Annotated in this window: 22 protein-coding genes; 9 read left to right on the forward strand and 13 right to left on the reverse strand. The window is 56.2% G+C overall.

Features of this window, described 5'->3' with window-relative positions; translation table 11 throughout:
• Window positions 1–33: 33 nt before the first annotated feature.
• The 5 genes from N7220_RS05865 to queG form a co-directional block, all read right to left on the reverse strand.
• Entirely contained in the window at window positions 34–1,476 is a 1,443-nt protein-coding gene (locus tag N7220_RS05865) for a peptide MFS transporter (protein WP_283150525.1), read from the reverse strand.
• Between the two features lie 91 nt (window positions 1,477–1,567).
• Window positions 1,568–2,305: a 5-oxoprolinase subunit PxpA gene (pxpA, locus tag N7220_RS05870; RefSeq protein ID WP_283150526.1), complete on the reverse strand. Its 738-nt coding sequence runs from the start codon at window positions 2,303–2,305 to the stop codon at window positions 1,568–1,570.
• Window positions 2,293–3,225 (reverse strand): 5-oxoprolinase subunit C family protein, encoded by a 933-nt coding sequence (locus N7220_RS05875; protein ID WP_283150527.1) that lies wholly within the window; start codon window positions 3,223–3,225, stop codon window positions 2,293–2,295. The genes pxpA and N7220_RS05875 overlap by 13 nt, the downstream gene beginning before the upstream one ends.
• The gene (gene pxpB / locus N7220_RS05880) at window positions 3,222–3,869 is read right to left on the reverse strand and encodes a 5-oxoprolinase subunit PxpB (RefSeq protein ID WP_283150528.1); all 648 of its coding nucleotides are present in this window, start codon (window positions 3,867–3,869) and stop codon (window positions 3,222–3,224) included. The genes N7220_RS05875 and pxpB overlap by 4 nt, the downstream gene beginning before the upstream one ends.
• Complete coding sequence (queG, locus tag N7220_RS05885) at window positions 3,866–4,951, reverse strand: tRNA epoxyqueuosine(34) reductase QueG (RefSeq protein WP_283150529.1); 1,086 nt, start codon at window positions 4,949–4,951, stop codon at window positions 3,866–3,868. Before queG ends, pxpB begins: the two co-directional genes overlap by 4 nt.
• Here queG and tsaE point away from each other — a divergent pair.
• Window positions 4,946–5,425, forward strand: coding sequence for a tRNA (adenosine(37)-N6)-threonylcarbamoyltransferase complex ATPase subunit type 1 TsaE (tsaE, locus tag N7220_RS05890; protein ID WP_283150530.1), 480 nt, complete (start codon window positions 4,946–4,948; stop codon window positions 5,423–5,425). The two genes, queG and tsaE, sit on opposite strands and share 6 nt — an antisense overlap.
• A complete protein-coding gene (locus N7220_RS05895; RefSeq protein ID WP_283150531.1) occupies window positions 5,395–6,762 on the forward strand; it encodes an N-acetylmuramoyl-L-alanine amidase in 1,368 nt (455 codons plus the stop codon). The genes tsaE and N7220_RS05895 overlap by 31 nt, the downstream gene beginning before the upstream one ends.
• Window positions 6,763–6,865: 103 nt before the next feature.
• On the opposite strand, the gene N7220_RS05900 is transcribed toward N7220_RS05895, so the two are convergent.
• A complete protein-coding gene (locus N7220_RS05900) occupies window positions 6,866–7,981 on the reverse strand; it encodes a diguanylate cyclase domain-containing protein (protein ID WP_283150532.1) in 1,116 nt (371 codons plus the stop codon).
• Window positions 7,982–8,283: 302 nt separating this feature from the next.
• Entirely contained in the window at window positions 8,284–8,556 is a 273-nt protein-coding gene (gene rpsT / locus N7220_RS05905) for a 30S ribosomal protein S20 (RefSeq protein ID WP_283150533.1), read from the reverse strand.
• A gap of 205 nt (window positions 8,557–8,761) precedes the next feature.
• On the opposite strand from rpsT, the gene murJ reads away from it, so the two are divergent.
• A complete protein-coding gene (gene murJ / locus N7220_RS05910) occupies window positions 8,762–10,300 on the forward strand; it encodes a murein biosynthesis integral membrane protein MurJ (protein WP_283150534.1) in 1,539 nt (512 codons plus the stop codon).
• Between the two features lie 54 nt (window positions 10,301–10,354).
• Here murJ and N7220_RS05915 read toward each other — a convergent pair whose 3' ends face one another.
• Complete coding sequence (locus N7220_RS05915) at window positions 10,355–13,282, reverse strand: HD domain-containing phosphohydrolase (RefSeq protein WP_283150535.1); 2,928 nt, start codon at window positions 13,280–13,282, stop codon at window positions 10,355–10,357.
• Between the two features lie 205 nt (window positions 13,283–13,487).
• Here N7220_RS05915 and N7220_RS05920 point away from each other — a divergent pair, with 205 nt between their 5' ends.
• Window positions 13,488–14,681 (forward strand): pyridoxal phosphate-dependent aminotransferase, encoded by a 1,194-nt coding sequence (locus N7220_RS05920; RefSeq protein ID WP_283150536.1) that lies wholly within the window; start codon window positions 13,488–13,490, stop codon window positions 14,679–14,681.
• 89 nt (window positions 14,682–14,770) lie between these two features.
• Here the strand turns inward: N7220_RS05920 and N7220_RS05925 are convergent, their stop codons facing one another.
• Complete coding sequence (locus N7220_RS05925; protein WP_283150537.1) at window positions 14,771–15,682, reverse strand: 2OG-Fe(II) oxygenase; 912 nt, start codon at window positions 15,680–15,682, stop codon at window positions 14,771–14,773.
• A 253-nt stretch (window positions 15,683–15,935) separates the two neighbouring features.
• On the opposite strand from N7220_RS05925, the gene purB reads away from it, so the two are divergent.
• Together purB and N7220_RS05935 are read left to right on the forward strand one after the other, a co-directional pair.
• Window positions 15,936–17,306, forward strand: a complete 1,371-nt coding sequence (purB, locus tag N7220_RS05930) for an adenylosuccinate lyase (RefSeq protein WP_283150538.1) — start codon at window positions 15,936–15,938, stop codon at window positions 17,304–17,306.
• 92 nt (window positions 17,307–17,398) lie between these two features.
• On the forward strand, window positions 17,399–18,925 hold the full coding sequence (locus N7220_RS05935; protein ID WP_283150539.1) for a YdgA family protein: 1,527 nt from the start codon (window positions 17,399–17,401) through the stop codon (window positions 18,923–18,925).
• An 87-nt stretch (window positions 18,926–19,012) separates the two neighbouring features.
• Here the strand turns inward: N7220_RS05935 and mnmA are convergent, their stop codons facing one another.
• From mnmA to N7220_RS05950, 3 genes are all read right to left on the reverse strand, one after another.
• Window positions 19,013–20,071, reverse strand: coding sequence for a tRNA 2-thiouridine(34) synthase MnmA (mnmA, locus tag N7220_RS05940; RefSeq protein WP_283150540.1), 1,059 nt, complete (start codon window positions 20,069–20,071; stop codon window positions 19,013–19,015).
• A gap of 6 nt (window positions 20,072–20,077) precedes the next feature.
• Window positions 20,078–20,530: an NUDIX hydrolase gene (locus N7220_RS05945; RefSeq protein WP_283150541.1), complete on the reverse strand. Its 453-nt coding sequence runs from the start codon at window positions 20,528–20,530 to the stop codon at window positions 20,078–20,080.
• 477 nt (window positions 20,531–21,007) lie between these two features.
• Window positions 21,008–21,556 carry a pseudouridine synthase gene (locus tag N7220_RS05950; protein ID WP_283150542.1) on the reverse strand — a complete coding sequence of 183 codons (549 nt, stop codon included), beginning with the start codon at window positions 21,554–21,556 and terminating at the stop codon, window positions 21,008–21,010.
• Between the two features lie 138 nt (window positions 21,557–21,694).
• Here N7220_RS05950 and icd point away from each other — a divergent pair, with 138 nt between their 5' ends.
• The gene (gene icd / locus N7220_RS05955; protein WP_283150543.1) at window positions 21,695–22,918 is read left to right on the forward strand and encodes an NADP-dependent isocitrate dehydrogenase; all 1,224 of its coding nucleotides are present in this window, start codon (window positions 21,695–21,697) and stop codon (window positions 22,916–22,918) included.
• Between the two features lie 230 nt (window positions 22,919–23,148).
• Here the strand turns inward: icd and N7220_RS05960 are convergent, their stop codons facing one another.
• A complete protein-coding gene (locus N7220_RS05960) occupies window positions 23,149–23,352 on the reverse strand; it encodes a cold-shock protein (protein WP_053939930.1) in 204 nt (67 codons plus the stop codon).
• A gap of 245 nt (window positions 23,353–23,597) precedes the next feature.
• Between N7220_RS05960 and clpS the strand changes: the two genes are divergently transcribed.
• On the forward strand, window positions 23,598–23,909 hold the full coding sequence (gene clpS / locus N7220_RS05965) for an ATP-dependent Clp protease adapter ClpS (protein WP_283150544.1): 312 nt from the start codon (window positions 23,598–23,600) through the stop codon (window positions 23,907–23,909).
• Complete coding sequence (clpA, locus tag N7220_RS05970) at window positions 23,906–26,173, forward strand: ATP-dependent Clp protease ATP-binding subunit ClpA (RefSeq protein WP_283150545.1); 2,268 nt, start codon at window positions 23,906–23,908, stop codon at window positions 26,171–26,173. The genes clpS and clpA overlap by 4 nt, the downstream gene beginning before the upstream one ends.
• Window positions 26,174–26,249: the final 76 nt, after the last annotated feature.

A 26,249-nucleotide genomic window follows, 5' to 3' on the forward strand; every position in this document is an offset into this window, starting at 1 on the left:
TTTTTGATTTAATGCCCGGTCAAGAACGCTGGTTTAGCGAACGCCATGCATCATCTTTTGCAGCGGCTTGGTCAACATCAGCAACACGGCACCAGCCACAAAGGCCATCGCCACAAACAACATGAAGAATTCATGCAGACCGGTAATCTGGTATCCCAAGAACACTGGAGTGCGCCCGGCACTTGGGTAGAAAGTGGCGAGAATGCCGGCAAACCAGTTGGCCGCTGCATTGGCCATAAACCACACGGCCATCATCAGCGAGGCAAACCGCGCCGGAGCCAGCTTGTTCACCAGCGACAAGCCGATTGGCGACAGGCACAACTCGCCCAGCGAATGCATCAGGTACATCGCGGTCAACCAGATCATGCTGGCCTTTGCCGTGGCCGACATATCCTTCACCCCAAAACCGATGACCAGATAACCAACCGCCAGCAACATCAGACCCCACGCCATTTTGGTGGGGGAACTCGGTTCTTTGTTGCGACGGCCAAGGGCAGTCCACAGTTGCGCCAACACGGGCGCAAAAACCAAAATGAACACCGGATTGAGCGACTGAAACCAGGACGCGGGGATGACGTAACCAAACAACGTGCGATTGGTGGCTTCTTCGGCAAAGAAGGTCAGCGACACCCCCGCTTGTTCAAACGCAGACCAGAAGAAAATCACAAAGAACGAGATCACGCCGATCACGATCATGCGATCAATATCCTGGCGGGTCAGTGGTTCATTGCGGCTGGCGGTTTGCGCCTTGGAGCAGGCTTTGGGCGCAAGACCAACCGGATCGCCACTGGGCGTTACCAGATAGCGTTTGTGGAATAACCCAAACACCACCAGCGACAGCAACATGCCCACGCCAGCGGCAAAGAAGCCCCAACGGAAGTCGGCCGCATTACCGGTATCACCGAGAAAACCGCAAATCAGCGGCGCCACAAACGAGCCCAGGTTGATCCCCATATAAAAGATCGTATAGGCCGAGTCTTTACGTTTGTCGTTCTGGATATACAACTGGCCGACCATGCTAGAGATATTGGGTTTGAAGAAGCCGTTCCCGCCGACAATCAGACCCAGGCCGCAGTAGAACAACATGATGGCGGTTGAGGGCGTTTGCAGCATGCTGCCCGCCGCAAACAGCAGAAACTGGCCCGCGGCCATGAGTACGCCGCCCACAAAAATCGAGCGGCGATTGCCCCAGTAGCGATCGGCCACATAGCCGCCAATCAGCGGAGCCAGGTAAACCAGACCGGTATATTGGCCGTAAAGCGAGGCGGCGAACTGTTTATCAAAGGCCAGCGCGTGCACCATAAACAACGCCAGCAGCGCGCGATTACCATAGTAGGAAAAGCGCTCCCACATTTCGGTGGCAAACAGCAAATACAAACCGCGCGGGTGTTTGCCGGCCTGGCTGGACAGACGTTGCGCCGGGGTGGCCACGCCTGCCCCGGCTATCTCATCGATGGTGGTTTCAGCGCTGCTCATCGAACTCTCCTGAATATGACGTTTCAATAAGGATTGTCCGGATTGAGCAAGGGCATGGCGTCGAACTATTCCCCGCATGCCTGGGAATTTTTCACTTTCGCGTCTGTGTTAGTTCCAATTGGTTATATAGTCGCTGCGCAAACTGTAAGGCATGCGGTGTATCGCCATGCAGACACAACGAATCCACCGGCAGCCGCAGCACCTTGCCGGATTGAGTCTGCACTTCGCTTTGCCGGGCGAAACGCAGCGCCTGGTTCACGGCGGCAGCATCGTCATCCAGCACGGCGCCGGGTTCGCTACGCGGCACCAGACTGCCGTCATCGCGATAGGCGCGATCCACAAACGCTTCCTGAATGACCCGCAACCCGGCAGTTTGTGCGCGCCCAACCATCGCGCTGCCCGCCAGCACCATGACCGCCAGTTGCGGGTCCACAGTATGGATGGCGGCGATGACCACGTCGGCCAGCGCCGGGTCACGCGCCGCATCGTTGTAAAGCATGCCGTGGGCTTTGACGTAAACCAGCGGTACGCCCTCTTCCGCGCAGATTTTCTTGAGGGCAGAAATCTGCTCGATCAGGCTGGCCAGCAATTCGGCATGATCGATATCCAGCGAGCGGCGGCCAAAGTGCTCGCGATCCGGGTAACTGGGGTGCGCGCCAATCGTCACACCGTATTCGCGCGCCAGCCGCACGGTGCTGCGCATGGACGCGTCGTTGCCAACGTGGCCGCCGCACGCAACATTGGCTGAGCTGATCAAGGCCATCAGTTGCGCATCAAACGGATAGCCTTCGCCCAGATCCGCGTTCAGATCAATGCTCAAACGCGCCATTTCAGTTGATTCTCCAGTTGCGCCAGCCAGCGGCGTTGCTCCGCCAGCGCCGCCAGTGCTTGCTCCAGTGTGACCTCCACAAACCGCATGGTGTCGCCGGGTCGAAACTGCCCGGTGCGCCACAAATCAGCACGGATGACCTGGGCGATCTTGGGGTATCCGCCGGTCGTCTGGGCATCCGGCAGCAGCAGAATCGGATGACCTGACGGTGGCACCTGCAATACACCGGGCTGCACCGCGTGTGATGACAAATCCAGTGGCTGCCCCAACTCAAGTACCGGGCCAGCCAGATTGGCGCCCATGCGATTGGCATCAGGAGTGACGCGCCACGGCTCGGTCAGCAGCGCTTGCTGCGCCGCTGGGCTGAACGCACTCCATTCGGTTGCGGGCAACACCCGCAGCACGTCGCCACGATCTGGCGCCCGCACCTGCGCATCCGGCGCCGGGCCGGTGGGCTGGCCTAGCGGCACCACGTCACCCGCTCTAAGGGCTCGTCCGTTCAAACCGCCAAAATGTCCGGCTAGATCAGTGGCCCGGGCGCCCAGCACCATGGGCACGTCCACGCCGCCGCTCACGCTCAGATATATACGCGCGCCTGCCGGGGCAAAATCAATCTTCAGTTTTTGCCCGGCGCGTACCGGCACATTGCGCCAGCAACCAATAGGCTGTTTATCGAGCGTTGCGGGAGCCACTGCCCCGGTCAGCGCAATGACCGTATCGCACTCAAAGCGGGCGCTGAAACCACCCAGCGTGATTTCCAGCGTGGCCAGTTCCGGCGAATTGCCGACCAACAAATTGCCAATCAGGCTGGCCGGAATATCCATTACCCCTGCCAGCGGCACGCCCCACTGCGCGCCATCGTAACGGCCCAGATCCTGGATAGTTGCCAATGGTCCGGTTTTTAGAATGCTGATACTCACGCGCGCACCTCCATTGGCACGAAGCGCAGGGTATCGCCTGGCGCAAACAGCGCGGGTGGCATCTGGACAGGATCAAACAATTTGAGATCAGTGCGGCCAATCAAACTCCAGCCACCGGGAGACTCGCTGGGATAAATACCTGTTTGCGAGCTGCCAATCGCCACCGATCCGGCGGGCACCTTGAGCCGCGGGGTATCCAGTCGCGGCATGGCCAAAGCGGGGTCCATCCCGCCCAAGTAAGGAAAGCCTGGCAAAAATCCTACGCAGTAAACAACGTAATTGGCCGCAGCATGGCGTTCCACCACTTGTTGCGGGGACATACCGGCGTGTTCGGCCACCAGCGCCAGATCCGGCCCGGCGGCACCGCCGTAACACACCGGAACATCGTGATGGCGCCCGGCAATCTGCTTGCCTTTGCGGCTGCTTTGCCACGCGGCCTGAATGCCGCTTTCGATGATCGCCGCGTCTTCAATCATCGGGTCGAAACGCACAGTCAGATTGCCCATTCCCAGCATGACCCACCATGCCGGAAAGCGCTGCTGCAACAGCTTTTGCATGATCCACAAGCGGCGCTGGTCTTCCAGCGTTGCGGACACACTCAAGACCAGGGCGGTGTCGCCCAGGGGTTGAATTACCGGATTCATGCACCGTGCCTTTTCAGGGCCCAGGCGACGTGCTCGCGCACCATTTCGCTTGGGTCGTTTTCGCGGGATTTGAGTGCCGCAATAATCTGCGGCGTTGTTTTGGCATTACCGAGCCCAACCGCCAAATTGCGCAGCCAGCGTTCATGGCCAATGCGCAAAATGGCGCTTCCTGCCATTTTTTGCTGGAAAGTGGCTTCATCCCAGGCAAATACCGTCACCAACTCGACATCATCAAGGCCGTGCCGCACATGAAAATCCGCCTCTTTGCTATCTACTGCAAAGCGGTTCCACGGGCAAACCAGTTGGCAGTCATCACAACCGTAGACACGATTGCCCAGCATGGGCCGATATTCTTCCGGGATATTTCCTTTGAGCTCGATGGTAAGGTAGGAAATACAACGCCGCGCATCAACCTTGTAAGGCTCAACGATGGCTTGGGTGGGGCAAACGGTAATGCATTTGGTACAGCGGCCACAGTGCTCGTTTTGTTCTGGCGGATCAGCCGGCAGCGGCAAATCGGTAAACAGCTCGCCAATAAAAAAGAACGAGCCATACTCGCGATTGAGCAACAAGGTGTGCTTGCCGCGCCAGCCCAGGCCCGCCTGCTTCGCCAATTCGACCTCTAGCACCGGGGCCGAATCGACAAACACCCGATGCCCGAACTGCCCGACCTCGGCCTGCATGCGATCAGCCAGCTTTTGCAGCCGGTTGCGCAACACCTTGTGATAGTCGCGGCCCAACGCGTAGCGGGAGATATACGCCTTGCTGTCATCGGCGAGGATGGCGTCGGCGTTGGATGTACCAGCAGGCAGGTACGGCATGAAAACGCTGACCACCGACACCGTTCCGGGCACCAATTCTGCCGGACGCGCACGTTTCAGGCCGTGCCGTGCCATATAATCCATCTCGCCGTGAAAACCGGCCTCTAGCCAGGCTAGTAATCCCGGTTCTGCATGTGACAAATCCGTGCCGGTAATAGCCGCGCGGGCAAAGCCCAGTTCGGCTGCCCACGCCTTGATCCGGCCAGCCAGCGCAGGCAGGTCCAGTTCTGACGATTCGATGGGTGAATATTCCTTATGCATGGTGCCGATGATACTGCATGCCGCTATCTGGCAGACGAGAACGCAACGCTGGCGTTTGGCGCGCAGATTGCTGCCGCGCTACAACCGGGCATGACCATTTTTCTGGAAGGCGACCTGGGCGCGGGCAAAACCACGCTCACTCGCGGCATCCTGCGCGGGCTCGGTTTTGCCGGTCGCGTGAAAAGTCCGACGTATACTCTTGTTGAACCTTATGCTGTTTCTAATTTAAACTTGTATCATTTTGATTTATATAGATTTCAAGACCCGATGGAATGGGTGGATGCCGGCTTTCGGGATTACTTCAACCCGCAGACCATCTGCCTGATTGAATGGGCTGACAAGGCACAGGGTTTGTTACCTGCCGCCGACTGGACGATTCGCCTTGCACCTTCGGGTGAAGGTAGAAGCATTGAAATTCAAGCACATACGGAGCACGGCACGGCATGTCTCGCGCAACTCGCCACCCCGCCCTGACCCCTGATTCTGCCCGTCGGCATGCACTGCGGGCGGCGGTTTCCACGTTATTTTTGAGCGTCGTTCCGGCCGGCATGGCCCGCGCGGCAGCGGCGGCCAATGTAATCGCCGTGCGCGTCTGGCCAGCGCAGGCCTATACCCGGCTGACTATTGAATCCACCACGCAGCTAACTTTTAACCAGTTCACCCTCAAAAATCCGGATCGGCTAGTCGTTGATCTGGAAGGCGTGGACCTGAACGACGAGTTGCAAAAACTCGCCGGCAAAGTGGGTGCAGACGATCCCTACATTCAGCAGTTGCGCGCCGGGCGCAACAAGCCTGGTACCGTGCGGCTGGTGCTGGATCTGAAAACCGAGGTCAAACCGCAGGTCTTTACCCTGGCCCCGGTCGCAGAATACAAAAACCGGCTGGTGATCGATCTCTACCCTGCCGTGCAGAAAGACCCGTTGCTGGCGTTTCTGGATGACCAATCCACGCCCGATACGCCACCGCAGCTCAAGCTCGACACCCATACTGAGGCCAGCGCGCCTGCGCAACCACCCGATCGTTCTCCCGACGACAGCGTCATGGCGCAGGCTGACAGTAACAAATCAATCGACCGCAGCAAGCTCAAGGTCGACCGCTTGATTACCGTGGTGCTGGACCCTGGCCACGGTGGCGAAGACCCGGGCGCAACCGGCCCGCAGGGTAATCACGAGAAAAACGTGGTGCTGACGATTGCCAAGAAGCTCAAGGCACGGCTGGAAACCGACCCGAACATCCGTGTGGTCATGACCCGCGATGCCGATTTCTTTGTGCCGTTGGGCGTGCGCGTGAAAAAGGCGCGGGCCGTGCAGGCAGATTTGTTTATGTCGATCCACGCTGACGCGTTTATCCGGCCCGATGCCAACGGTTCGTCGGTGTTTGTACTGTCAGACAAAGGCGCCACCAGCACAGCGGCAAAGTGGCTGGCGCAAACCCAGAACGATGCCGACTTGATTGGCGGCGTAAAAATCAGCAATACGCAAGATAAATACCTGGCGCACACGCTGATGGACTTGACGCAAACCGCCACGCTCAACGACAGCATGCGTTTTGGCCGCGCCATGCTGACTGAGTTGGGCGGGTTAAACCGGCTGCATAAAGGTGCGGTGGAACAAGCTGGCTTTGCCGTGCTCAAGGCACCGGATATTCCGTCCATCCTGGTCGAAACGGCTTTTATCTCGAATCCGCAGGAAGAACAACGGCTGATCGACGAGAGTTTTCAGGACAAAATGGCGGAAACCTTGCATACCGGCATTCGTAAATACTTTGCCAAAAACCCGCCCGCGCCCCGGACCAAACTGGCCCAGAGCTAACTGGCTGGCGCTGACTCTGGCAAATAAAAAACGGCTGCATCAAACGCAGCCGTTTTTTTTATTTCGAGTATTTCGACGCTGACCCGCCAAGACCGGCCGGATGTCAGAGAGAGAAACGCTCCATGCTCCAGCCCAGATCAAGCTCGCGGTTAGCCAGCTCCAGCAACGGCGCCAGATTGGCCAGCAAGGCGGGCAGATGTGGGGTGAGCGCAGCGATTTCCGCCGCGTCGCCTTTATGCAGCAGCGCCAGCGCCTCGGCAATCGCCGGAGTTGGTACGTGCGTTGGCGACGGCTCCGGGACCAATACCCGATTGCTGCCAATCTCGGCGCGCAAACGCTCGCCAGCGGCGGCCAGCAGCGCATCGGTATCATCTGCGTCGTCGTGTAATGAATTGGCTACCGCAATGCTGGCGGTGACCTGCAATTGCTCGCCACGGAAATTGATGCGGGCATTGGCGATAGCCTGGCGCAGACGCTCACCCAGAATGCGCGATTCCGCCAGCGTGGTCGCAGCCGATACCACGGCAAATTGCGGCCCGGCCACCTGTGCCAGCGTGTCTTCGTTACGCAACTTGCCGGACAGCTGTTTGCCCAGCAATTGCAGCATCTGGCTGGCAACCCGCTCGCCCAAGTGCGCTTGCACACCGGAGAAATCATCGATTTCGATCAGCAGAACGGTGACTTCACTACGATGGCGACGGGCGTAAGACAAGGATTGTTCGATCTGCAACTTGAGCAGATGGTTACTACCGACACCTTCAGCCACATGAGTACTGGTCCGCGACTGCGCTTCGCGCACGGCATCCAGTTCCCGATGCGTACGAGCCAGTTCGATATTGGCCGCAACGCGAGCCAGCATTTCAGCCCGATCGGTCGATTTAGTGACAAAGTCGCTCGCCCCTGCAGTTACGCAATTCTGGCGCGTTTCTTCATCTTCTTCACCCGACACGATGATGATGGGCAGCAGCCGAAAACGTGCTTCCGGCGCCTGACGCACTCGCGCCAACAAGCCCATACCATCCAGTTCGGGCATGGTGAGATCAGAGATCATCAAACAAACGGATTCATCGACCAGGAGCCGGGCCCAGCCTGCTTCGCCATCGGCTTCTTCGATCACATCATAAGCACCGGCAAGGTGCTTTTTGATGGTGGCACGGACGATGCGCGAATCATCAACAACCAGCACGCGCGGCAACGGAGACAGCTCATTTGCTTGCATATTTTGTAAACAAACCGTGATTGCAATACGAGATAGAAATCTAGCACAAATGCATCATGCTCGCCGTTCGTCTCCGCCAGGCTCAAGCACTACAAACAACAATCGGACAGAACGATGGCCGTGGTCAGCCGGGATCAGCATCAGCCATCAGATGAAATGCCGTAAAGAAAGATGGCATTACCGGTGTAAACCAGACCGGCCAGACTGGGGAAAGACAGATCGGCCATACAAAACAGGGGCCCAGAAAAACAAAAAACCCCGGGGTAACCGGGGTTTTTTCTACAAGACGCCTAAGCAGTCAATCAAGCAGCAGTTGTCATGCCCTTGATTGCAGCAGACAGACGGCTCTTATGACGAGCTGCCTTGTTCTTGTGGAAGATCTTCTTGTCAGCGATGCTATCGATCACGCTAACAGATTGCTGAAACACAGCTTGTGCAGCCGCTTTGTCACCAGCTGCTACAGCCTTCAGCACCTTCTTGATCGCGGTGCGGAATTCTGAACGCTGACTACCATTGTGTTGGCGGGCCTGTTCAGCCTGACGCGCACGCTTGCGAGCTTGGGCGCTGTTTGCCATATGTAAAAACTCCTGACTTATATCGGTTTACGACCCCTTAGCCCCTCGGGCAACAGGTCGACTTAATTCGGAAACCGCCGATGATATCTGTATTCGGTGATCGATGCAACTTCTATGCTCAATCTGGCCACTCAAAGTGATATCGCATTCGATATCACTTTCGATATCATGCGCAATCTTCTCGAAATAGTAGCTGCACTTGTCCATGAATCTGCTGAAATCGCTCGCCACCACCAGCTCCATGACGCTGGCCTCTCGTGTGCTGGGCTTTGCCCGAGATGCGATTGTCGCACGAATGTTCGGTGCCACCATGGCCACCGACGCCTTCAATGTGGCTTTCAAGCTACCCAACCTGCTACGCCGCATCTTTGCTGAGGGTGCATTCTCGCAAGCCTTTGTGCCGATTCTGGCCGAATACAAGAACACTCAGGGCGAAGAAGCCACCCGTATTTTCATCTCATATATAGCGGGCCTGCTAACGCTGGTGCTGGCGGTCATCACCGTCGTCGGCGTAATCGCCGCGCCGATCGTACTGTGGATTACCGCGCCAGGCTTTGCCAATACGCCCGCCAAGTTCGATCTGACGGTGCGACTGTTACATATTACCTTTCCGTATATTTTTCTGATCTCACTGGCTTCGCTGGCCGGCGGCATTCTGAATACCTGGAACCGCTTCTCAGTCCCGGCCTTTGCGCCGACGCTGCTGAATGTGTCGCAAATCTTCTTCGCGCTGGTGGTCGCACCGCACTTTGCCGAACCGATTGTGGCGCTGGCGTGGGGTGTCATCGTTGGTGGCGTGCTGCAACTGGGTTATCAGCTGCCACACTTGAAGAAGATCGGCATGCTGGTATTGCCACGACTGAACCTCAAAGACGCGGGCGTCTGGCGTGTGCTCAAACAAATGGGCCCCGCCATTTTCAGTGTATCGGTCAGCCAGATTTCTCTGCTGATCAACACCATCTTTGCCTCGTGGCTGGTCTCCGGTTCGATCTCGTGGATGTATTACGCTGACCGGCTAATGGAGTTCCCCACCGGCGTGCTCGGCGTGGCACTGGGCACCATTTTGCTGCCGTCGCTGGCCAAAGCGCATGCCAGCAAGGACCCGGCGGAATACTCAAAATTGCTGGATTGGGGCTTGCGTCTGTGCCTGATGCTGGCTCTGCCTTCCGCTGTGGCGCTGGCGGTCATTTCCGGCCCGCTGGTTTCATCGTTGTTCCAGTACGGCAAGTTCGGCGCGCACGATGCTTTGATGACGCAATACGCGTTGGTAGCGTATGCGGTGGGTTTAATCGGGCTGATCATGGTCAAGATCCTCGCGCCCGGGTTCTACGCCCGCCAGAACATCAAAACGCCGGTGAAGATCGCCATCGTCACGCTGGCACTCACCCAGCTAATGAACCTGGCTTTTGTCTGGCAACTCAAGCACGCTGGTCTGGCATTGGCGATTGGCTTGGGCGCGTGTTGCAACGCTTCACTGCTGTATTATCAGTTGCGCCGCCACGGCATCTTTACGCCGCAACCTGGCTGGAAGGTGTTTTTTGCAAAGCTGGTCGCTGCGGTTATCGTCATGGCGCTGGTATTGGTTGGCGCTTTATATCTGATGCCCGCGTGGGATACCGGCGCGATGCCGGTTCGCATTCTGCGTCTGGCCGCGCTGGTGGGCATGGGCTTGGTGGCTTACTTTGGCGCGTTAGGGGTACTGGGCTTTCGACCTGGACATTTCTCCCGCAGCGCGGTCCATTAATCGTCCACGCTGATTGTCAGATTGTGGGGCGGTGTTTTCTTTCGAATGCTCGCCCTACGCCAGCGCTGCCTCAATATCCACCTCATCCACTTGTTCCGGCCGCAAATACCGCTGGCCGTAATGCAGGTAGACGCCTGAGCGTAAAAACAGCTCAAACAACTCGCCATCGATATGTTGTTCACGGCGCATGCGCGCCATGATGGCGATGGATTCGGCCAGGGTTTTACCGCGCTTGTAGGGACGGTCCACTGCCGTGAGTGCCTCGAAGATATCGGCAATCGCCATCATTCGTGCCAGCGGGCTCATTTCGTCGCGCTTGAGCCGGCGTGGGTAGCCGTTGCCATCCATTTTTTCGTGATGTCCACCGGCAATCTCCGGCACGTTACGCAAATGGCGCGGGAAAGGCAGTTTCTCCAGCATCACAATGGTTTGCACGATGTGCTCGTTGATCTTGTAGCGCTCTTCTTCGGTCAGCGTGCCACGACTCACCGACAGGTTATGCAGCTCGCCACGGTTATAGAGATACTCCGGCACCTTCATCTCAAAGCCGTAGCCCTGCGGCAACTGGTCGCGCTCGTTGCGGTAAATCACCTGATCCGGCGCATCCGCCAGTAACGGCATGCTGGCCGGGAGCAGCGATGCCGGCATGCGCGACTTGCGTTCGTGTTCTTCATACGAAATACCGATGCGGTCATCCAGCGTACGTTGCCAAGTGCGCTGGCCGATCTGATATAGCCGCTCGATATCCTCTTTGGCCATGACCTCGCCGCCCTCATTGCAGCGAGCGACAAAGGTGAACTCTTCATCCAGCGTATGCAGCAATTGCTCGCGGGTGGCGCTCAGCGTTTGCGCGTCGCCACCTTGTGCAACGCCTTGCCAATAGGCAATCCATGCATCGCGCTTGAGCACTTCAAAACGCATGCGGATTTCGTGAATGCGGTCGTAGAGTGTTTCCAGCTTGGTGGCTTTGTCGACCACGTACTCGGGCGTGGTCACTTTGCCGCAATCGTGCAGCCACGCGCCAATGTGCAGCGCCTCCCATTCCTGATCACTCAGCGAGAACTGCTTGTAAGGGCCTTCAAGCGTATCGCAGGCGGCGTGCGCCAGCATTTTGGTCAGCTCCGGTACGCGTTGGCAGTGGCCGCCGGTGTATGGACTTTTGGCATCGATAGCTCCGGCAACCAGTTGAATGAATGACTCCAGCAGCGCTTGCTGCTCCTGGATCAGCCGCTGGGTTTCAATGGCGACAGCAGCTGTGCCGGATACAGCCTCCAGCAGCGCCAGCATCGGATGCCCACCACGCAGCGCCTCGGCGGCTTCGATAAACAACACCAATACGCCAACCGTTTCTTCCTGGCGATTGATAAGCGGAATCGCCACGGCCACGGCGTTGTGATCAAACGGCTGCAATTGCCCGAACCAGTTATTGAGCCGATCAGCCTCCAGCCAGATTGATTGCGTCTGCCCACTCACATCGGCCAGCACCGCCGGATGTTGCGTTTGCATTTGCGGCACCAGCGTTGGCAACGCGGCCGTATCAACCATGCATTGATCTGCCCGACAGGCTTGTTCAGCCACCAGACGACCATCTGGCTCGGTCAGATAGACAATGCCGCCGCGCGCGTCCGCCATATGCACGGTTTCGATCAGAATGCGTTCTATCAAGCGCGGAAACTCGCGCTCATCGGCAAGCGCATCACCAATATCCCGAAACTGCGCAATGGTGAGTTTCATGCGGCGCATGGCATCGGCCAGTTCGTGGATTTCCCGCACCACCGAGTTCACAACCAGCGGCGAATCAAAACGCATGGACTGGATATCGCGCGCCTGGGCAATCAACGCCTTGAGCGGGCGCGAAGCCAGCCGCGATACCCACATGGCAATCGGCACGGTAATCAGCAGCAGCAGGACGGAAATGAGCGCGGTTTCTTTGCGCAACTCGCGGGCATCGGCCAGAAGTTCGCTTTCCGGCGCGACAACCGCCAGCAGCAAGTTGTCGCCTTCCGGCATGGAAACGGGCGCCAGATAGCCGTACCAGGTTCCGTTATCCAGTTCAATCGGGCCGGTATTACCTTTGTAGCGTGCCGGGTCTGCCATCATGCTGGACATGGCCGGAATACCCATTTGCTGCACCCGCCCCAGCTTGACGCTGCCGCCCCGATCCGCCCGCACAAGCTTTCCGGTATCACGCCACGCCAGCACTTGTCCGGCCGGATCGAGCAAAGCCAGCTCGCTGTGCTCGGTGACGCGTTGCTGCGCCAGCATGCCACCCAAAGCGGCCAGCGTGACATCCACGCCAACAACCGAAGTCTTGTCTACGCTACGCCGCGAAAACGTCGTGCCAATTTCATGCGTGGTGAAAAACACATACGGCTGCGTGATCGCCCGCGCGCCTGCCGCCAACGCTTTTTTGTACCAGTCACGCGTACGTGGGTCGTATTGATAGTCCGGCTTGGGGCGGCTCGCCAGGAGTTTCAGGTGGTCATCAAAATACAGAAAGCGGCCATCCTGCTTGCCACCGTTGATTTCCATGCTTTGCACCAGAAAAGCGGTATCCGGTGGCGGATTGAACGTGCTGCGCAGATCGGCCTGCGTGGGCAGGCGGCGCAATAAAAAGAAGTCGCCATTGGCGTAGCCGGCATAGGCGGCAGTGATGGCAGGCTGATCACGCAAGGCCTGCACCAGATAAGCCAGGCTTTGCAAACGCTCTTGGAGTGACCGGGCGCGGGCGAGTTTTTCCCGCGCCAGCAAATCCACCGCCAGCCCGGTGCTGGCGTACAGACCCGACACCGTATCGCCAGTGCGCCCACCAATCTGGTTGAACAGCTCCTGCGAAGATGCCAATAACATGCGGCGACTCTGGCGGTCGTTGTACCAGTTATTGACCACTGCATAGGTCACGATCAGCAGGATAAACAGCCAGGCAATATGAATATGCAGCGGATATCGCCTGCGCTCGCTGGTCCCATCGAAAATACCCATGCCGCCCGCCTTTAGCAGAAAGAAACGCGGCTACATGCACCGCTCTGTCTGAGCTTAGACGAGCAATGCTCAGGAACAAGCTTTTAGCCGGGCTGCGCCAAAAATTGAGATATGACGACCTGGCCCGTCGATAGACTTGGGTGCAGTCATGACAGCAGGGTAAAATAGCTTTTTCCCGTCTCTTGAATCGCCAAAGGATTGCACCGTGCAGCTCTCGAATCGTGTTCTTGCCATCAAGGAATCGCCGACCCTTGCCATCACCGCCAAAGCGGGCAAGCTCAAAGCAGAGGGCCGCGATGTGATTGCGCTGGCAGCTGGCGAACCAGACTTCGACACCCCGGATCACATCAAGGCAGCGGCGATTGAAGCTATTAACCGTGGCTTTACCAAATACACCCCGGTATCGGGCACGCCCGGGCTGAAGAAAGCCATTATTGATAAATTCAAACGCGATAACGGCGTGGATTACGCAGCCAACCAGATTCTGGTGTCGGTGGGTGGCAAGCAAAGTTTCTTCAACTTGTGCCAGGCGTTTATCAACCCGGGCGATGAAGTGATCGTGCCCGCGCCGTACTGGGTGTCGTATCCGGATATCGTGCTGATTGCCGAAGGTAAACCGGTCATCGTGGCCTGCGGCATTGAACAGGGCTTCAAGCTGACGCCAGCGCAATTGCAAGCTGCAATTACCCCCAAGACCAAAATGCTGGTCTTGAACAGCCCGTCCAATCCGACCGGTGCGGTTTACTCGCTGGAAGAACTCAAGGCACTGGGCGAAGTGCTGAAACAACATCCGGACATCCTGATCGCCTCGGATGATATGTATGAACACGTGATGCTGGGCACCACGCGCTTTTACAACATCCTCAATGCCTGCCCGGAACTGTATGAGCAGACCATTTTGCTCAATGGTGTTTCCAAAGCGTATTCGATGACGGGCTGGCGCATTGGTTACGCGGGCGGCCCGGCCAAGCTGATCAAGGCCATGGAAAACATCCAGTCACAATCGACTTCTAACCCGACTTCGATCTCGCAAGTTGCGGCCGAAGCGGCGCTGGTGGGTAGCCAGGACTGCATCAAGCCAATGCTGGTGGCTTTCAACGAGCGCCATCAGTTTGTGGTGCAGCGCTTCAACAGCATCCGCGGCCTGAAGTGCCTGACCGCAGGTGGTGCGTTCTACGCCTTCGTCGATGCGCGCGAAGCCATCAAAACGCTGACTGCAGAAGGCAAGCTGGCCGAAGCCACCGATATGGCGCTGGGCGCGTACTTGCTGGAAACACAAGACGTCGCCGTCGTGCCAGGCTCGGCGTTTGGCGCAGAGGGTTATTTCCGGATCTCGTTTGCGACCAGCATGCAGAACCTGGAAAAAGCACTGGCGCGCATTGAAAAGGCACTGAGCTAAGCCGCGACCAATCGTGTGGTGACCCAATAAAAAACGGAGCCAGGGCTCCGTTTTTTATTGCAGAAATCAGACCGTAATCGGCGGATTGCTTAGCCAAAGCGACGCTGGCGCATCCACTTGGTGACAATCCACTTCTCGCCTTTGAGCACCGGCAGCCCGCCATGCAGGGTCATTGGGTCAACCTGGCCGCTACTGTTGGTGTATTCAAAGTACACGGCAGCGCCTTTCTTTGGCCCCACGGTAAGACCCAGTTCCGGGAACACCGTGCTACCGCCATCTTCCACATCATTCAGATAAACAATCAACGTGGAAACACGCTGCCCGCCACGATCCAGATGCACGCGACTACCCGGATCGCTTTCGGGGAAGTAATCGAAATGCGGCTTGTATTCCCCGCCCACCTTGTAATTGAGAATCTGCAGGCCCTCGCCATTCTCGACCGGCCAGCTCATGACCTCGGAGATGCGCCGATCCAGGCGAGCGATAAATTCGTTTTCGTTCACATGAAAAAATGTACCAAAACTGGTGCGCTCTTCAATCACCGCATCCTGGCCGGTTTTCGGATCAACAATGGTGGAGCGCTTGAGCCGGGCTTGCGACAACTTCACCAGTTCATCGCATTCTTCATGGCTGAATACGTTATCGAGCACGGCAATATAAGGTTTCTCCACGCGGCTGACGACCTGCACCACCCGGTCATTAGTCTGGATAAAGTTGCCCGGCTTGAAGCGTGGCGTTTCGTAGCGGTAACTGTTTGCAGCGATGCGCTCTTTGACACCGTTACTGGCCACTGCCGGTTGCGCTACCGGTTGTGCGGCAAGCACCGGAGACACGCCGCCCTTATGGGTGGTGGAGAAATGAAACACAATGGCATTGGCAAACATGGGGTCGAAGTTTTTTTCGACCATCACGTCAATCAGCGATTGTGCGGTACAGCCACGACCGAGGTTGTCGACGATCCACTTCTGCCAGTCTGGCGAAATATTGGTGATTTTTTCCATTCGACTGCTCATCCTCGTTTTTTGTGAGTACGTTTTTGAGTACGTATGTCTGGTTATTTTTGACATTTTTAACCGTTGCCGCGCGCCGTGTCATCCGTACCGTGACCACAAGCACAACAGGCGCAACAGTCCACCCGCTCCACGGTAGGTGATCCCGGCAAAAAACTGCCATCTGTAAGCGTGCAAGAGCTTGTCGCGCGGCTGTGTTAAAATTTCGCGCTTCGATTCAACTGCTTGGCTAGCCATCACCGATATGGATCTCTCTGCACTGACCGCGCTTTCCCCCCTCGACGGCCGTTACGAAAAGCAATTGGCCGATCTGCGTCCGTTTTTCAGCGAATACGCACTCATCAAACACCGCGTCACTGTTGAGATCGCGTGGCTTAAGGCACTGGCAGCTGAACCCGCCATTACCGAGATCGCGCCGTTCTCGCCCGCGACCATTGCCGAGCTTGATCAGGCGGTAGCGCAGTTCTCGATTGAGCACGCGATGGAAGTCAAAACCATCGAGCGCACCACCAATCACGATGTGAAAGCCGTTGAATACTGGATGAAAGAACGTTTGTCCGGTAATCACGAAGTGTCTGCCGCAAACGAGTTCATTCACTTTGCGTGTACTTCGGAAGACATCAACAATCTGTCGCACGGCCTGATGCTCAAAGCTGCGCGTGATTCGGTCACGCTGCCCAAGCTGCGTGAAATCACCGCCAAACTCAAAGATCTGGCGCATGAACTGGCCGATGCCGCCATGATGAGCCGCACCCACGGTCAACCGGCGACGCCGACCACCATGGGTAAAGAAATGGCCAACGTGGCCTACCGCCTGGAACGCCAGCTGGCACGCCTGGAAAAAGTGGAAGTGCTGGGCAAGATTAACGGTGCGGTGGGCAACTACAACGCACACTTGTCGGCCTATCCGGAAATCGACTGGGAACAATTCTGCCGCAGCTTCGTCGAAAGCCTGGGTTTGACATTCAACCCGTACACAATCCAGATTGAACCGCACGACTACATGAGTGAGTTGTACGACACCGTATCGCGCATCAACACGATTCTGATCGACTTGAATCGCGACATCTGGGGTTACATCTCGCTGGGCTTCTTCAAGCAGCGCGTAAACAAGAATGAAGTTGGCAGTTCGACCATGCCGCACAAGGTTAACCCGATCGACTTCGAAAACGCCGAAGGCAATCTGGGTCTGGCCAATGCGATGTTGACGCACCTGTCGCAAAAATTGCCAATCTCGCGCTGGCAACGTGACCTGACCGATTCCACCGTGTTGCGTAATATGGGCGTCGGTCTGGGTTATGCACAATTGGGTTATGCGTCATGCCTGAAGGGTTTGAACAAGCTGCTGGCGGATCGCCAGGCGATGCTGGACGACCTGAATGACAACTGGGAAGTACTGGCCGAGCCAATCCAGACCGTCATGCGGCGTTATGGCGTGCCTAATCCGTACGAGCAGTTGAAAGAACTGACACGCGGCAAGAGTGGCATTACCAAGGAAGCGCTGGCCGTGTTTATCGATGGTCTGGCTATTCCAGACAGCGAAAAGACACGACTGAAGGCGCTGACGCCATGGACGTACATCGGTACAGCCGTTGAGCTGGCCAACCGGATCTGATCTCGCGCTTCGTTAAAGAAGCCAGGATGACCTGGTAGCAGTAATTAAATTAGTAGTTGTCTCGCAAAGCCGGCGGCCCAAGAGCCGCCGGCATGATATTGAATCAAGGGGAGATTTACCCGGTGAAACGCAAAGTACTGGTTGGCGGCACGCTTGCCGTTGTGCTGCTGGGCGCGGCTTATGTCGGCAGCTCGTGGATGGCCGGACGCTCGGTGCAAGACACCCTCGAAAAGCAGAACCAGTGGCTTTCCAGCCTGCCGTACTTCATCGTCAAAAACCGCGAATATCATCGCGGCTGGTTCTCTTCCACTGAAAAAACCACACTGCAAATCAATCCGCAGTTGTATCGCTTTTTCCTGGAAAAGGAAGGCGAACCGCTGCCGACCTTTGAAGTGACCTACACCCAGAATATCCAGCACGGCCCGCTGCCGCTGCTAAGCCACTTCAATCCGCATCCATACAAGGCAGTGGTTACTACGGATTTCCAGTTCTCTCCGGAAACCCAGAAAACACTGTCGCGCTTCTTTGGCACGCAAAAACCGATCAGCATTGAAAACCGCATCAGCTTCAACGACGATGGCCTGATGACGATCAAGGTGCCATCGTTTGACTATGAAGAAGCGATTTCCGGCGTCAAAGCCAAATGGCAAGGCTTGAACGCCACGCTGGATTACGGCGGCGATTTCAATCGCGTCAAACTGATCGCCACCGCCCCCGGCCTGAGCGGCGAAGCCAAGGGCAAAGGTCAGTTTATGGCCACCGACATGACCTTCGAGTCCGATCATGTGCGCGGCAAAACCGGCCTGATGATTGGTACCTCGTCCGCCAAAATTGCGGACTTCACGCTGGATATGCCAGGCGACAACCCGTTCAAGCTGGGATTACACAACCTGAGCTATGACGGCAAGCTGGCCGAAAATGGCGAATTGATCGACGGCAGCGCTCACTTCATGCTGGAAAAGCTGGTCCTGAACGATCAGCCTTATGGCCCGGCCGAATTGCTGGCTGAAGCCAACCACTTGCACGGCCCGACGCTGGCCAAGCTGGGCGACGAATTCAACCGTCTGCAAAAACAGCAATTGACCCGCGAGCAGCTGTCGAGCGAGTTGATGAAGCTGGCTAAAGCCGAAGGCATGCCACTGCTGACGCATGACCCGCGCCTGGCCATTCGCAAGCTGGATATCAAACTGCCTGATAGCAGCATTCATTTCAGCGGCGAAGTGGGCCTGCAAGGCTTCAAGCCAGAAGACCTGGATCAGCCGGCGGTGTTCATGCGCAAGCTGGTGGCGAAGGCGGATTTCAATGTGCCACGTAAAGTCATTTCGACTGTCGTGACCTGGCAAGCGCGCAATATGTTTGGCAACGCCGATAACGGCGTGTCACAAGCGGATCTGGACTACCTGGCCGGCCAGTTTGTTGAAGGCCAGCTGGACCGCATGTCCGAACAAAAGCTGATCCGCGTCGATGGCGACACCATTTCCGCAACCGCATCGCTGGAAGGTGGCAAGTTCATCCTGAATGGCGCAAACGTGCCGCTGCCGTGGGAACAGGTGCAACACGCTGTGGCTGGTGCCGCTACCGAAGCTGAAAAACCGGCGAAGGTTGAGGCATCGAAGTAACCTGGCTTTGTAACAAGCATGCAAACAAAAAGGGCGATTCACTCGCCCCTTTTATTTTGTCTGACTCACACGCGCCAGCACCGTCTGTTACTGGATAATCCCGCCGCCCAGACAAACCTCGCCGTCATACAGCACCATGGATTGCCCCGGCGTCATCGCCCATTGTGGCTCGTCGAATATCAACTTCACGCCGCCATCCACGTGTTCCAGCGTGCACGCGGCATCCTGCTGGCGATAACGGGTCTTGGCGGTATAACGGCCAGGCATAGGTTCTTCACCCAGAATCCACGAGCAATCCAGTGCTAACAGGTCATGTTTGAGCAACAAGGGATGATCGTGACCTTGCACCACAATCAGCTCGTTCTTTTCCATGTCCTTGCCCGCCACAAACCACGGCAAACCTTCACCGCCGATACCCAGACCCTGGCGTTGGCCAATGGTGTAGTACATCAGGCCCATATGTTCGCCAACCACGCGCCCTTCCGGCGTTTTCATGGCACCGGGCACTTTAGGTAGATAGCGGTTCAGGAACTCGCGAAATGGCCGTTCGCCAATAAAACAGATGCCGGTGCTGTCTTTCTTGCGGGCGTTCGGCAGCGCGATCTGTTCTGCAATCTCGCGCACCTCAGACTTTTGCATGCCGCCCAAAGGAAACACCGCGTGGCTTACCTGCTGCTGGCTCAAGCGGTATAAAAAGTAGGTCTGGTCTTTGGATTGATCCGCCGCACGCAACAACTCGGTCCGGCCATCGGCACGCACGCGGTTGGCCGCGTAGTGGCCAGTAGCCATCTTCACGCCGCCCAGTTTGATAGCGTAATCCAGAAAGCATTTGAACTTGATTTCGCTATTGCACAGGATGTCCGGATTCGGCGTGCGCCCGGCCGAGTATTCAGCCAGGAAATAACTGAACACGCGATCTTTGTATTCTTTGGCGAAGTTCACCAGTTCGATATCGATATCCAGCAGGTCGGCCACAGAAATGGCATCCATGCTGTCTTCCTTGATCGAACAGTATTCGTCGTCGTTGTCGTCTTCCCAGTTCTGCATGAACACGCCGACAACGTCGTAGCCTTGGTCTTTGAGCAGGTGCGCGGTGACGGATGAATCCACGCCACCCGACAAACCCACCACAATCTTGTCATTCATTCGTTATTACTTCCGGTCAAAGTCTTGCAGGATTTCCAGCGGATAACGGCGACCAGCAAGGTAATCGTCGATGCACGGCATCAGCAAGGGGCTGCGGTGCTGTTCACTACGTGCGGCCAATTCGTCCCGAGTCAACCACAGGGCGCGTTCAATATCCGGGTCAAGCGCGAGACCGGCATCAAAACCGGTCAACTTTCCGGCAAAAGCAAAGCGCAGAAAGGTCCGTTGTTCATCCCCGGACGGCGACCATTGGTAGATGCCCATCAACGCCTCGGGCACAAAATGGTGTGCGGTTTCTTCCAGTGTTTCCCGGATCACCGCAGCAATCAGCGATTCACCAAATTCGAGATGTCCGCCTGGCTGGTTAAGCGTGAGTTGGCCATTGATGATCTCTTCAACCATCAGAAAACGCCCGTCGCGCTCGACCACCGCCGCAACCACCGCATTGGGTTTGAACATGCTGCAACACACTGAAATCAAAAGCGGATTTTACCGTAATGCGCCGATCCCGTCAGGCGACATGCTGACAATGGTTTAGGCGTATGCGCATAAAGCGCCAGGTAAATGGCAGCGCACCGGGCGACGGAGGGCATGAAATCTCGCCGTCTGGCGGAATATGCCGGATCGCCACAGGCCATTGTTCTGATCTGGCAGCGATGTGTGACTCCACCGCCAATGCTGAAAAAATCCAGTCCGCAGGCTTGCGCCATCTATTGAAAGGCCGGATTTATTGGTGATTCCCAACTTGCCCTGAATATTGATCAGCCATTTCCAGCCACGACTGATTCAAAAATAATTACATTGAATGAACGGCAATTGATGACGTTATTTACAGCAAATTTAATCGAAAATAATTTACGGAAAGAACCTGGAAAGAAAGCTTTGAAACCAGTTCAAATCGGCATCCACTCAAACGCAATGATTCAGGTTTTCTTATCAACGCTGGATATCAATTTCTTTCCACTGCCCCGATTGCAATCCATCCAGCGTGTATTGGCCAATTGCGTAGCGAATCAACCTTAATGTCGGAAAACCGACTTTAGCCGTCATCCGCCGCACCTGGCGATTTTTGCCTTCGCGGATGATGATTTCCAGCCAGCTAACGGGTATCTGTTTGCGCTCGCGAATCGGCGGAACGCGCGGCCACAAACCAGGTGGCTCGGGCATGAGGCGCACACTGGCCGGTTGCGTTACAAAATCCCCCAGATCAACGCCATGGCGCAGTGGCGCCAGCGCGGCGTCATCGGGCGCCCCTTCTACTTGCACCCAATAGGTTTTGGGCAATTTATGACGCGGATCGGCAATTTTATGCTGCAGAGCACCATCATCCGTTAAAAGCAGCAGCCCTTCTGAATCTGTATCCAGACGGCCAGCGGCATAAACGCCTTTCACCGAAACATAATCGGCCAGACATTGATGCGGCGGGCTGGGCGAAAACTGGCAGATCACGCCATGCGGTTTATTGAAAAGAATGACTTTGTTCATGCCGCTATTCTAACCTTCTGCCGGACCAGACAGCGTAACCGCAGATGCCCGCTTGGCTTTCGCCCGCGTTCACGCGATAATCGCGGCTTGTCTGGCGCCGATACGGCGTTGTCCTAATCTCTGCATGGGAAGTACCTAATGAGCCACATTCAAGTACCCAAAGAGGGCGCGAAGATCGTTCCGAATCTCGCCACGCCGGATAACCCAATCATCCCGTTCATCGAAGGTGACGGTATCGGTGCTGATATCACCCCTGTGATGAAAGAAGTGGTCGACGCTGCAGTAGCCAAGTCCTACGGCGGCAGCCGCAAAATCCACTGGATGGAAATCTACTGTGGTGAGAAGGCTTCCAAGCTGTACGGCAATGACACCTACATGCCACAAGAAACGCTGGATGCGCTGAAAGAATACGTCGTATCGATCAAAGGCCCGCTGGCAACGCCGGTTGGTGGCGGTATCCGCTCGCTGAACGTGGCTTTGCGTCAGCAGCTGGATCTGTATGTTTGCCTGCGCCCGGTGCGTTACTTCGACGGCGTACCTTCGCCAGTCAAGCAACCACACCTGATCGACATGGTGATCTTCCGTGAAAACACCGAAGACATCTACGCTGGTATTGAGTGGGACGCGCAATCTGAAGGCGCCAAGAAAGTCATCGAATTCCTGCAAACCGAAATGGGTGTGAAGAAGATCCGTTTCCCGGAAACTTCGAGCATCGGTATCAAGCCGGTTTCGCGCGAAGGCACCGAGCGCCTGGTGCGCAAGGCGATTCAGTACGCCATCGACAACAACCGTAAATCCGTGACGCTTGTCCACAAGGGCAACATCATGAAGTTTACGGAAGGCATGTTCCGCACTTGGGGTTACGAGCTGGCCAAGCGCGAGTTCGGCGGCGTTGAGATCGACGGCGGCCCGTGGCTGCAACTGCCTAACGGCATCGTTATCAAAGACGTGATCGCTGATGCGTTCCTGCAGCAGATTCTGCTGCGTCCGGCTGAATACGACGTGATCGCTACGCTGAACCTGAACGGCGACTACATCTCTGACGCGCTGGCGGCAGAAGTGGGCGGTATCGGTATTGCTCCGGGTGCCAATCTGTCTGACAACATAGCTTGCTTTGAAGCAACGCACGGCACGGCACCGAAGTACGCTGGCCAGGACAAGGTAAACCCGGGTTCGCTGTTGCTGTCGGCTGAAATGATGCTGCGTCACATGGGCTGGAAAGAAGCGGCAGATCTGATTATTGTGGCGATGGAAAAAACCATCAAAGACAAGATCGTGACTTACGACTTCGCCCGCTTGATGGAAGGCGCGCAAGAAGTAAGCTGCTCGGCCTTTGGCAAGGCGATTGTCGAGCGCATGTAATGGTGTTGGATCGCGCAAGCGGTCAGCCAGCATGGCACAGAAAAGCCCCACCGCGGTGGGGCTTTTTCATGGGCGGTATTCAGGGTGTGGCGTTCTGACACATTTGCGTAGCTATTGTATTTTTCTGGCAGCGCACCATCTACAGTAAGACTGTGTGGCGGGGTGCTGGATGCAGCGCAACAAAAAACCCCGCACATGGCGGGGTTTTCAAACGCTTCAGGAACCTGAAATCAGGCAGCCTGGATGTTTGCAGCTTGCTTGCCCTTAGGGCCTTGTGCAACTTCAAATGTCACACGTTGGCCTTCTTTCAGGGTCTTGAAACCAGGCATATTGATCGCGGAGAAGTGAGCAAAGATGTCTTCGCCGCCTTCGTCCGGAGTAATAAAGCCAAAGCCTTTGGAATCATTGAACCACTTGACTGTACCCGTTGCCATATTAGGTCTTTCTCCAAGATAAACAGTTAAAGCATTTTCCCAAGGTTTGAAGTCAAGACCTGTACAGCGGGTTAGACCGGCACAGCATGAAACTTGTCCATCAAACGCGCATTCGTTTTACGCGATATTTACTTTGATGGTCAAGCAAGGCAACGCCGTATACGGTAAAACTGTTGTTTCCAGGAAACGCTTGAAAAAGCCCTGTTCCGGGCCAAAATGATAAATAGAAACTCGGTTGGATAGTTATGGCGCAGCAGCATCAATTTGAGCGGGAAATAGTAGAGAAAGAGATCCGTACCGGGCCTCCCTCCATGTACCGCGTCGTGCTTTTAAACGACGATTTCACCCCGATGGAATTTGTGGTTGCCGTTCTGCAAACTTTTTTTTCCATGCAGCGCGAACAAGCAACCGTAGTCATGCTCAAAGTCCATACTGAAGGACGAGGCATTTGTGGTGTGTTCCCCAAGGACATTGCCGCAACAAAAGTGGCGCAGGTAACCGAGCACGCCCGCCAACATCAGCACCCGCTCCAATGCATCATGGAGGTAAACGAATGATCGCCCAGGAACTAGAAGTCAGCCTGCACATGGCTTTCATGGAGGCGAGACAAAAGCGCCACGAGTACATCACCGTGGAACACCTCCTGCTCGCCTTGCTTGATAACCCGTCAGCGGCGGAGGTCCTGCGGGCCTGCGGCGCCAACATGGATGAACTGCGTCATCAGTTGTCCGACTTTGTCACCGAACACACGCCGGTCGTTTCTGGCACGGGTGAGGTAGAGACACAGCCGACGATTGGATTCCAGCGCGTCATTCAGCGTGCGATTTTGCACGTCCAGTCTTCGGGCAAGAAGGAAGTCACCGGTGCCAACGTGCTGGTTGCGATCTTTGGCGAAAAAGACAGTCACGCTGTGTACTTCCTGCATCAGCAAGGGGTAACGCGTCTGGACGTGGTCAACTTTATCAGCCACGGCATCAGCAAGAGCGCGCCCAACGCCTCTACCCCGCCGCGTTCGGATCAAGGCTCGGAAGAGCATGACCCCGAAGTCAGCCCGGGTGGCGCACTGGAAAACTTTACCCAGAACCTGAATCAACAGGCCCTGGCTGGCAAAATCGACCCGTTGATCGGGCGCGATTCCGAGCTGGAGCGTGTGGTGCAGATTCTGTGCCGTCGCCGCAAGAACAACCCGCTGCTGGTGGGTGAGGCTGGCGTGGGCAAGACTGCCATTGCAGAAGGCCTGGCGCGCCGCATCGTGGAAGGCGAAGTGCCAGACATTCTTGCCGATGCCACCGTGTATGCGCTCGACATGGGTGCCTTGTTGGCTGGCACCAAATATCGTGGTGACTTTGAGCAACGCCTGAAAGCGGTGATCAAACAACTGACCGAAGAGCGCAACGCCATTCTGTTTATTGACGAGATTCATACCCTCGTTGGTGCCGGTGCGGCCTCGGGCGGCACGCTGGATGCATCCAACTTGCTCAAGCCAGCGCTGTCCAACGGCACGCTCAAGTGCATTGGTGCGACTACTTACACGGAATACCGTGGCATCTTCGAAAAAGACAACGCGCTGTCGCGTCGCTTCCAGAAGATCGACGTGGTTGAGCCGACTGTTGAGCAAACCGTTGAGATTCTCAAAGGCTTGAAAGACAAGTTCGAGAAGCATCACGGCGTGAAGTACACGGCAACTGCTTTGAGCACGGCAGCAGAACTGGCCGCCAAGTACATCAATGATCGTCATTTGCCCGACAAGGCCATTGACGTGATTGATGAGGCAGGTGCGGCGCAGAAGATTCTGCCCAAGTCCAAGCAGAAGAAAACCATTGGCAAGAACGAGATCGAAGAGATCGTCGCCAAGATCGCGCGCATTCCACCCAAGAGTGTCTCGAACGATGACAAGAGCACACTCAAGACGCTGGATCGTGATCTGAAGAGTGTGGTGTTCGGGCAAGAACAAGCCATTGATGCGCTGTCTTCGGCAATCAAGATGGCACGGGCTGGCTTGGGTAATCCGCAAAAGCCGATTGGCGCGTTCCTGTTCTCTGGTCCGACCGGTGTCGGCAAAACCGAAGTGGCACGACAACTGGCATATACGCTGGGTGTTGAGCTGATCCGCTTTGATATGTCCGAGTACATGGAACGTCATGCGGTCAGCCGTTTAATCGGTGCGCCTCCGGGTTATGTGGGCTTTGAGCAAGGCGGTTTGTTGACGGAACAGGTCACCAAGCATCCGTATTCGGTGTTGCTGCTCGATGAAATCGAAAAAGCACATCCGGATATCTTCAATGTACTGCTGCAAGTGATGGACCACGGCACGCTGACTGATAACAACGGACGCAAGGCGGACTTCCGCAACGTGATCGTGATCATGACGACCAACGCCGGTGCCGAGTCGATGAACAAGGCCATTCTGGGCTTTACCGCCAAGAAGGAAGCGGGCGACGAGATGCAGGAAATCAAACGCCTGTTCTCGCCAGAGTTCCGCAACCGGCTGGACGCTACGATCTCGTTTGCACCGTTGACTCACGAAATCATCCTGCAGGTAGTCGACAAGTTCCTGATGCAACTGGAACTGCAACTGCAAGAGAAGAAGGTGGACGCGCACTTCACACCAGCACTCAAAGAGATGCTGGCCGAGAAGGGTTTCGATCCGCTCATGGGCGCCCGACCGATGGCCCGTCTGATTCAGGACACCATCCGCAAGGCGCTGGCCGACGAGTTATTGTTTGGTCGTCTGGCTCATGGCGGTGAAGTCACCATTGATCTGGATGATGACGACAAGGTGGTGTTGAATCTGCCGGAAAGCGAAACCGTTCCAGCCTGATTGGCCTGAGTTGTCGTAACAAAAAGCCCCAAGCAATTTTCATTGCCTGGGGCTTTTTATTTGGCTGCGCTTTACC

It is taken from the genome of Silvimonas soli (genome assembly GCF_030035605.1).
GTDB lineage: Bacteria > Pseudomonadota > Gammaproteobacteria > Burkholderiales > Chitinibacteraceae > Silvimonas > Silvimonas soli.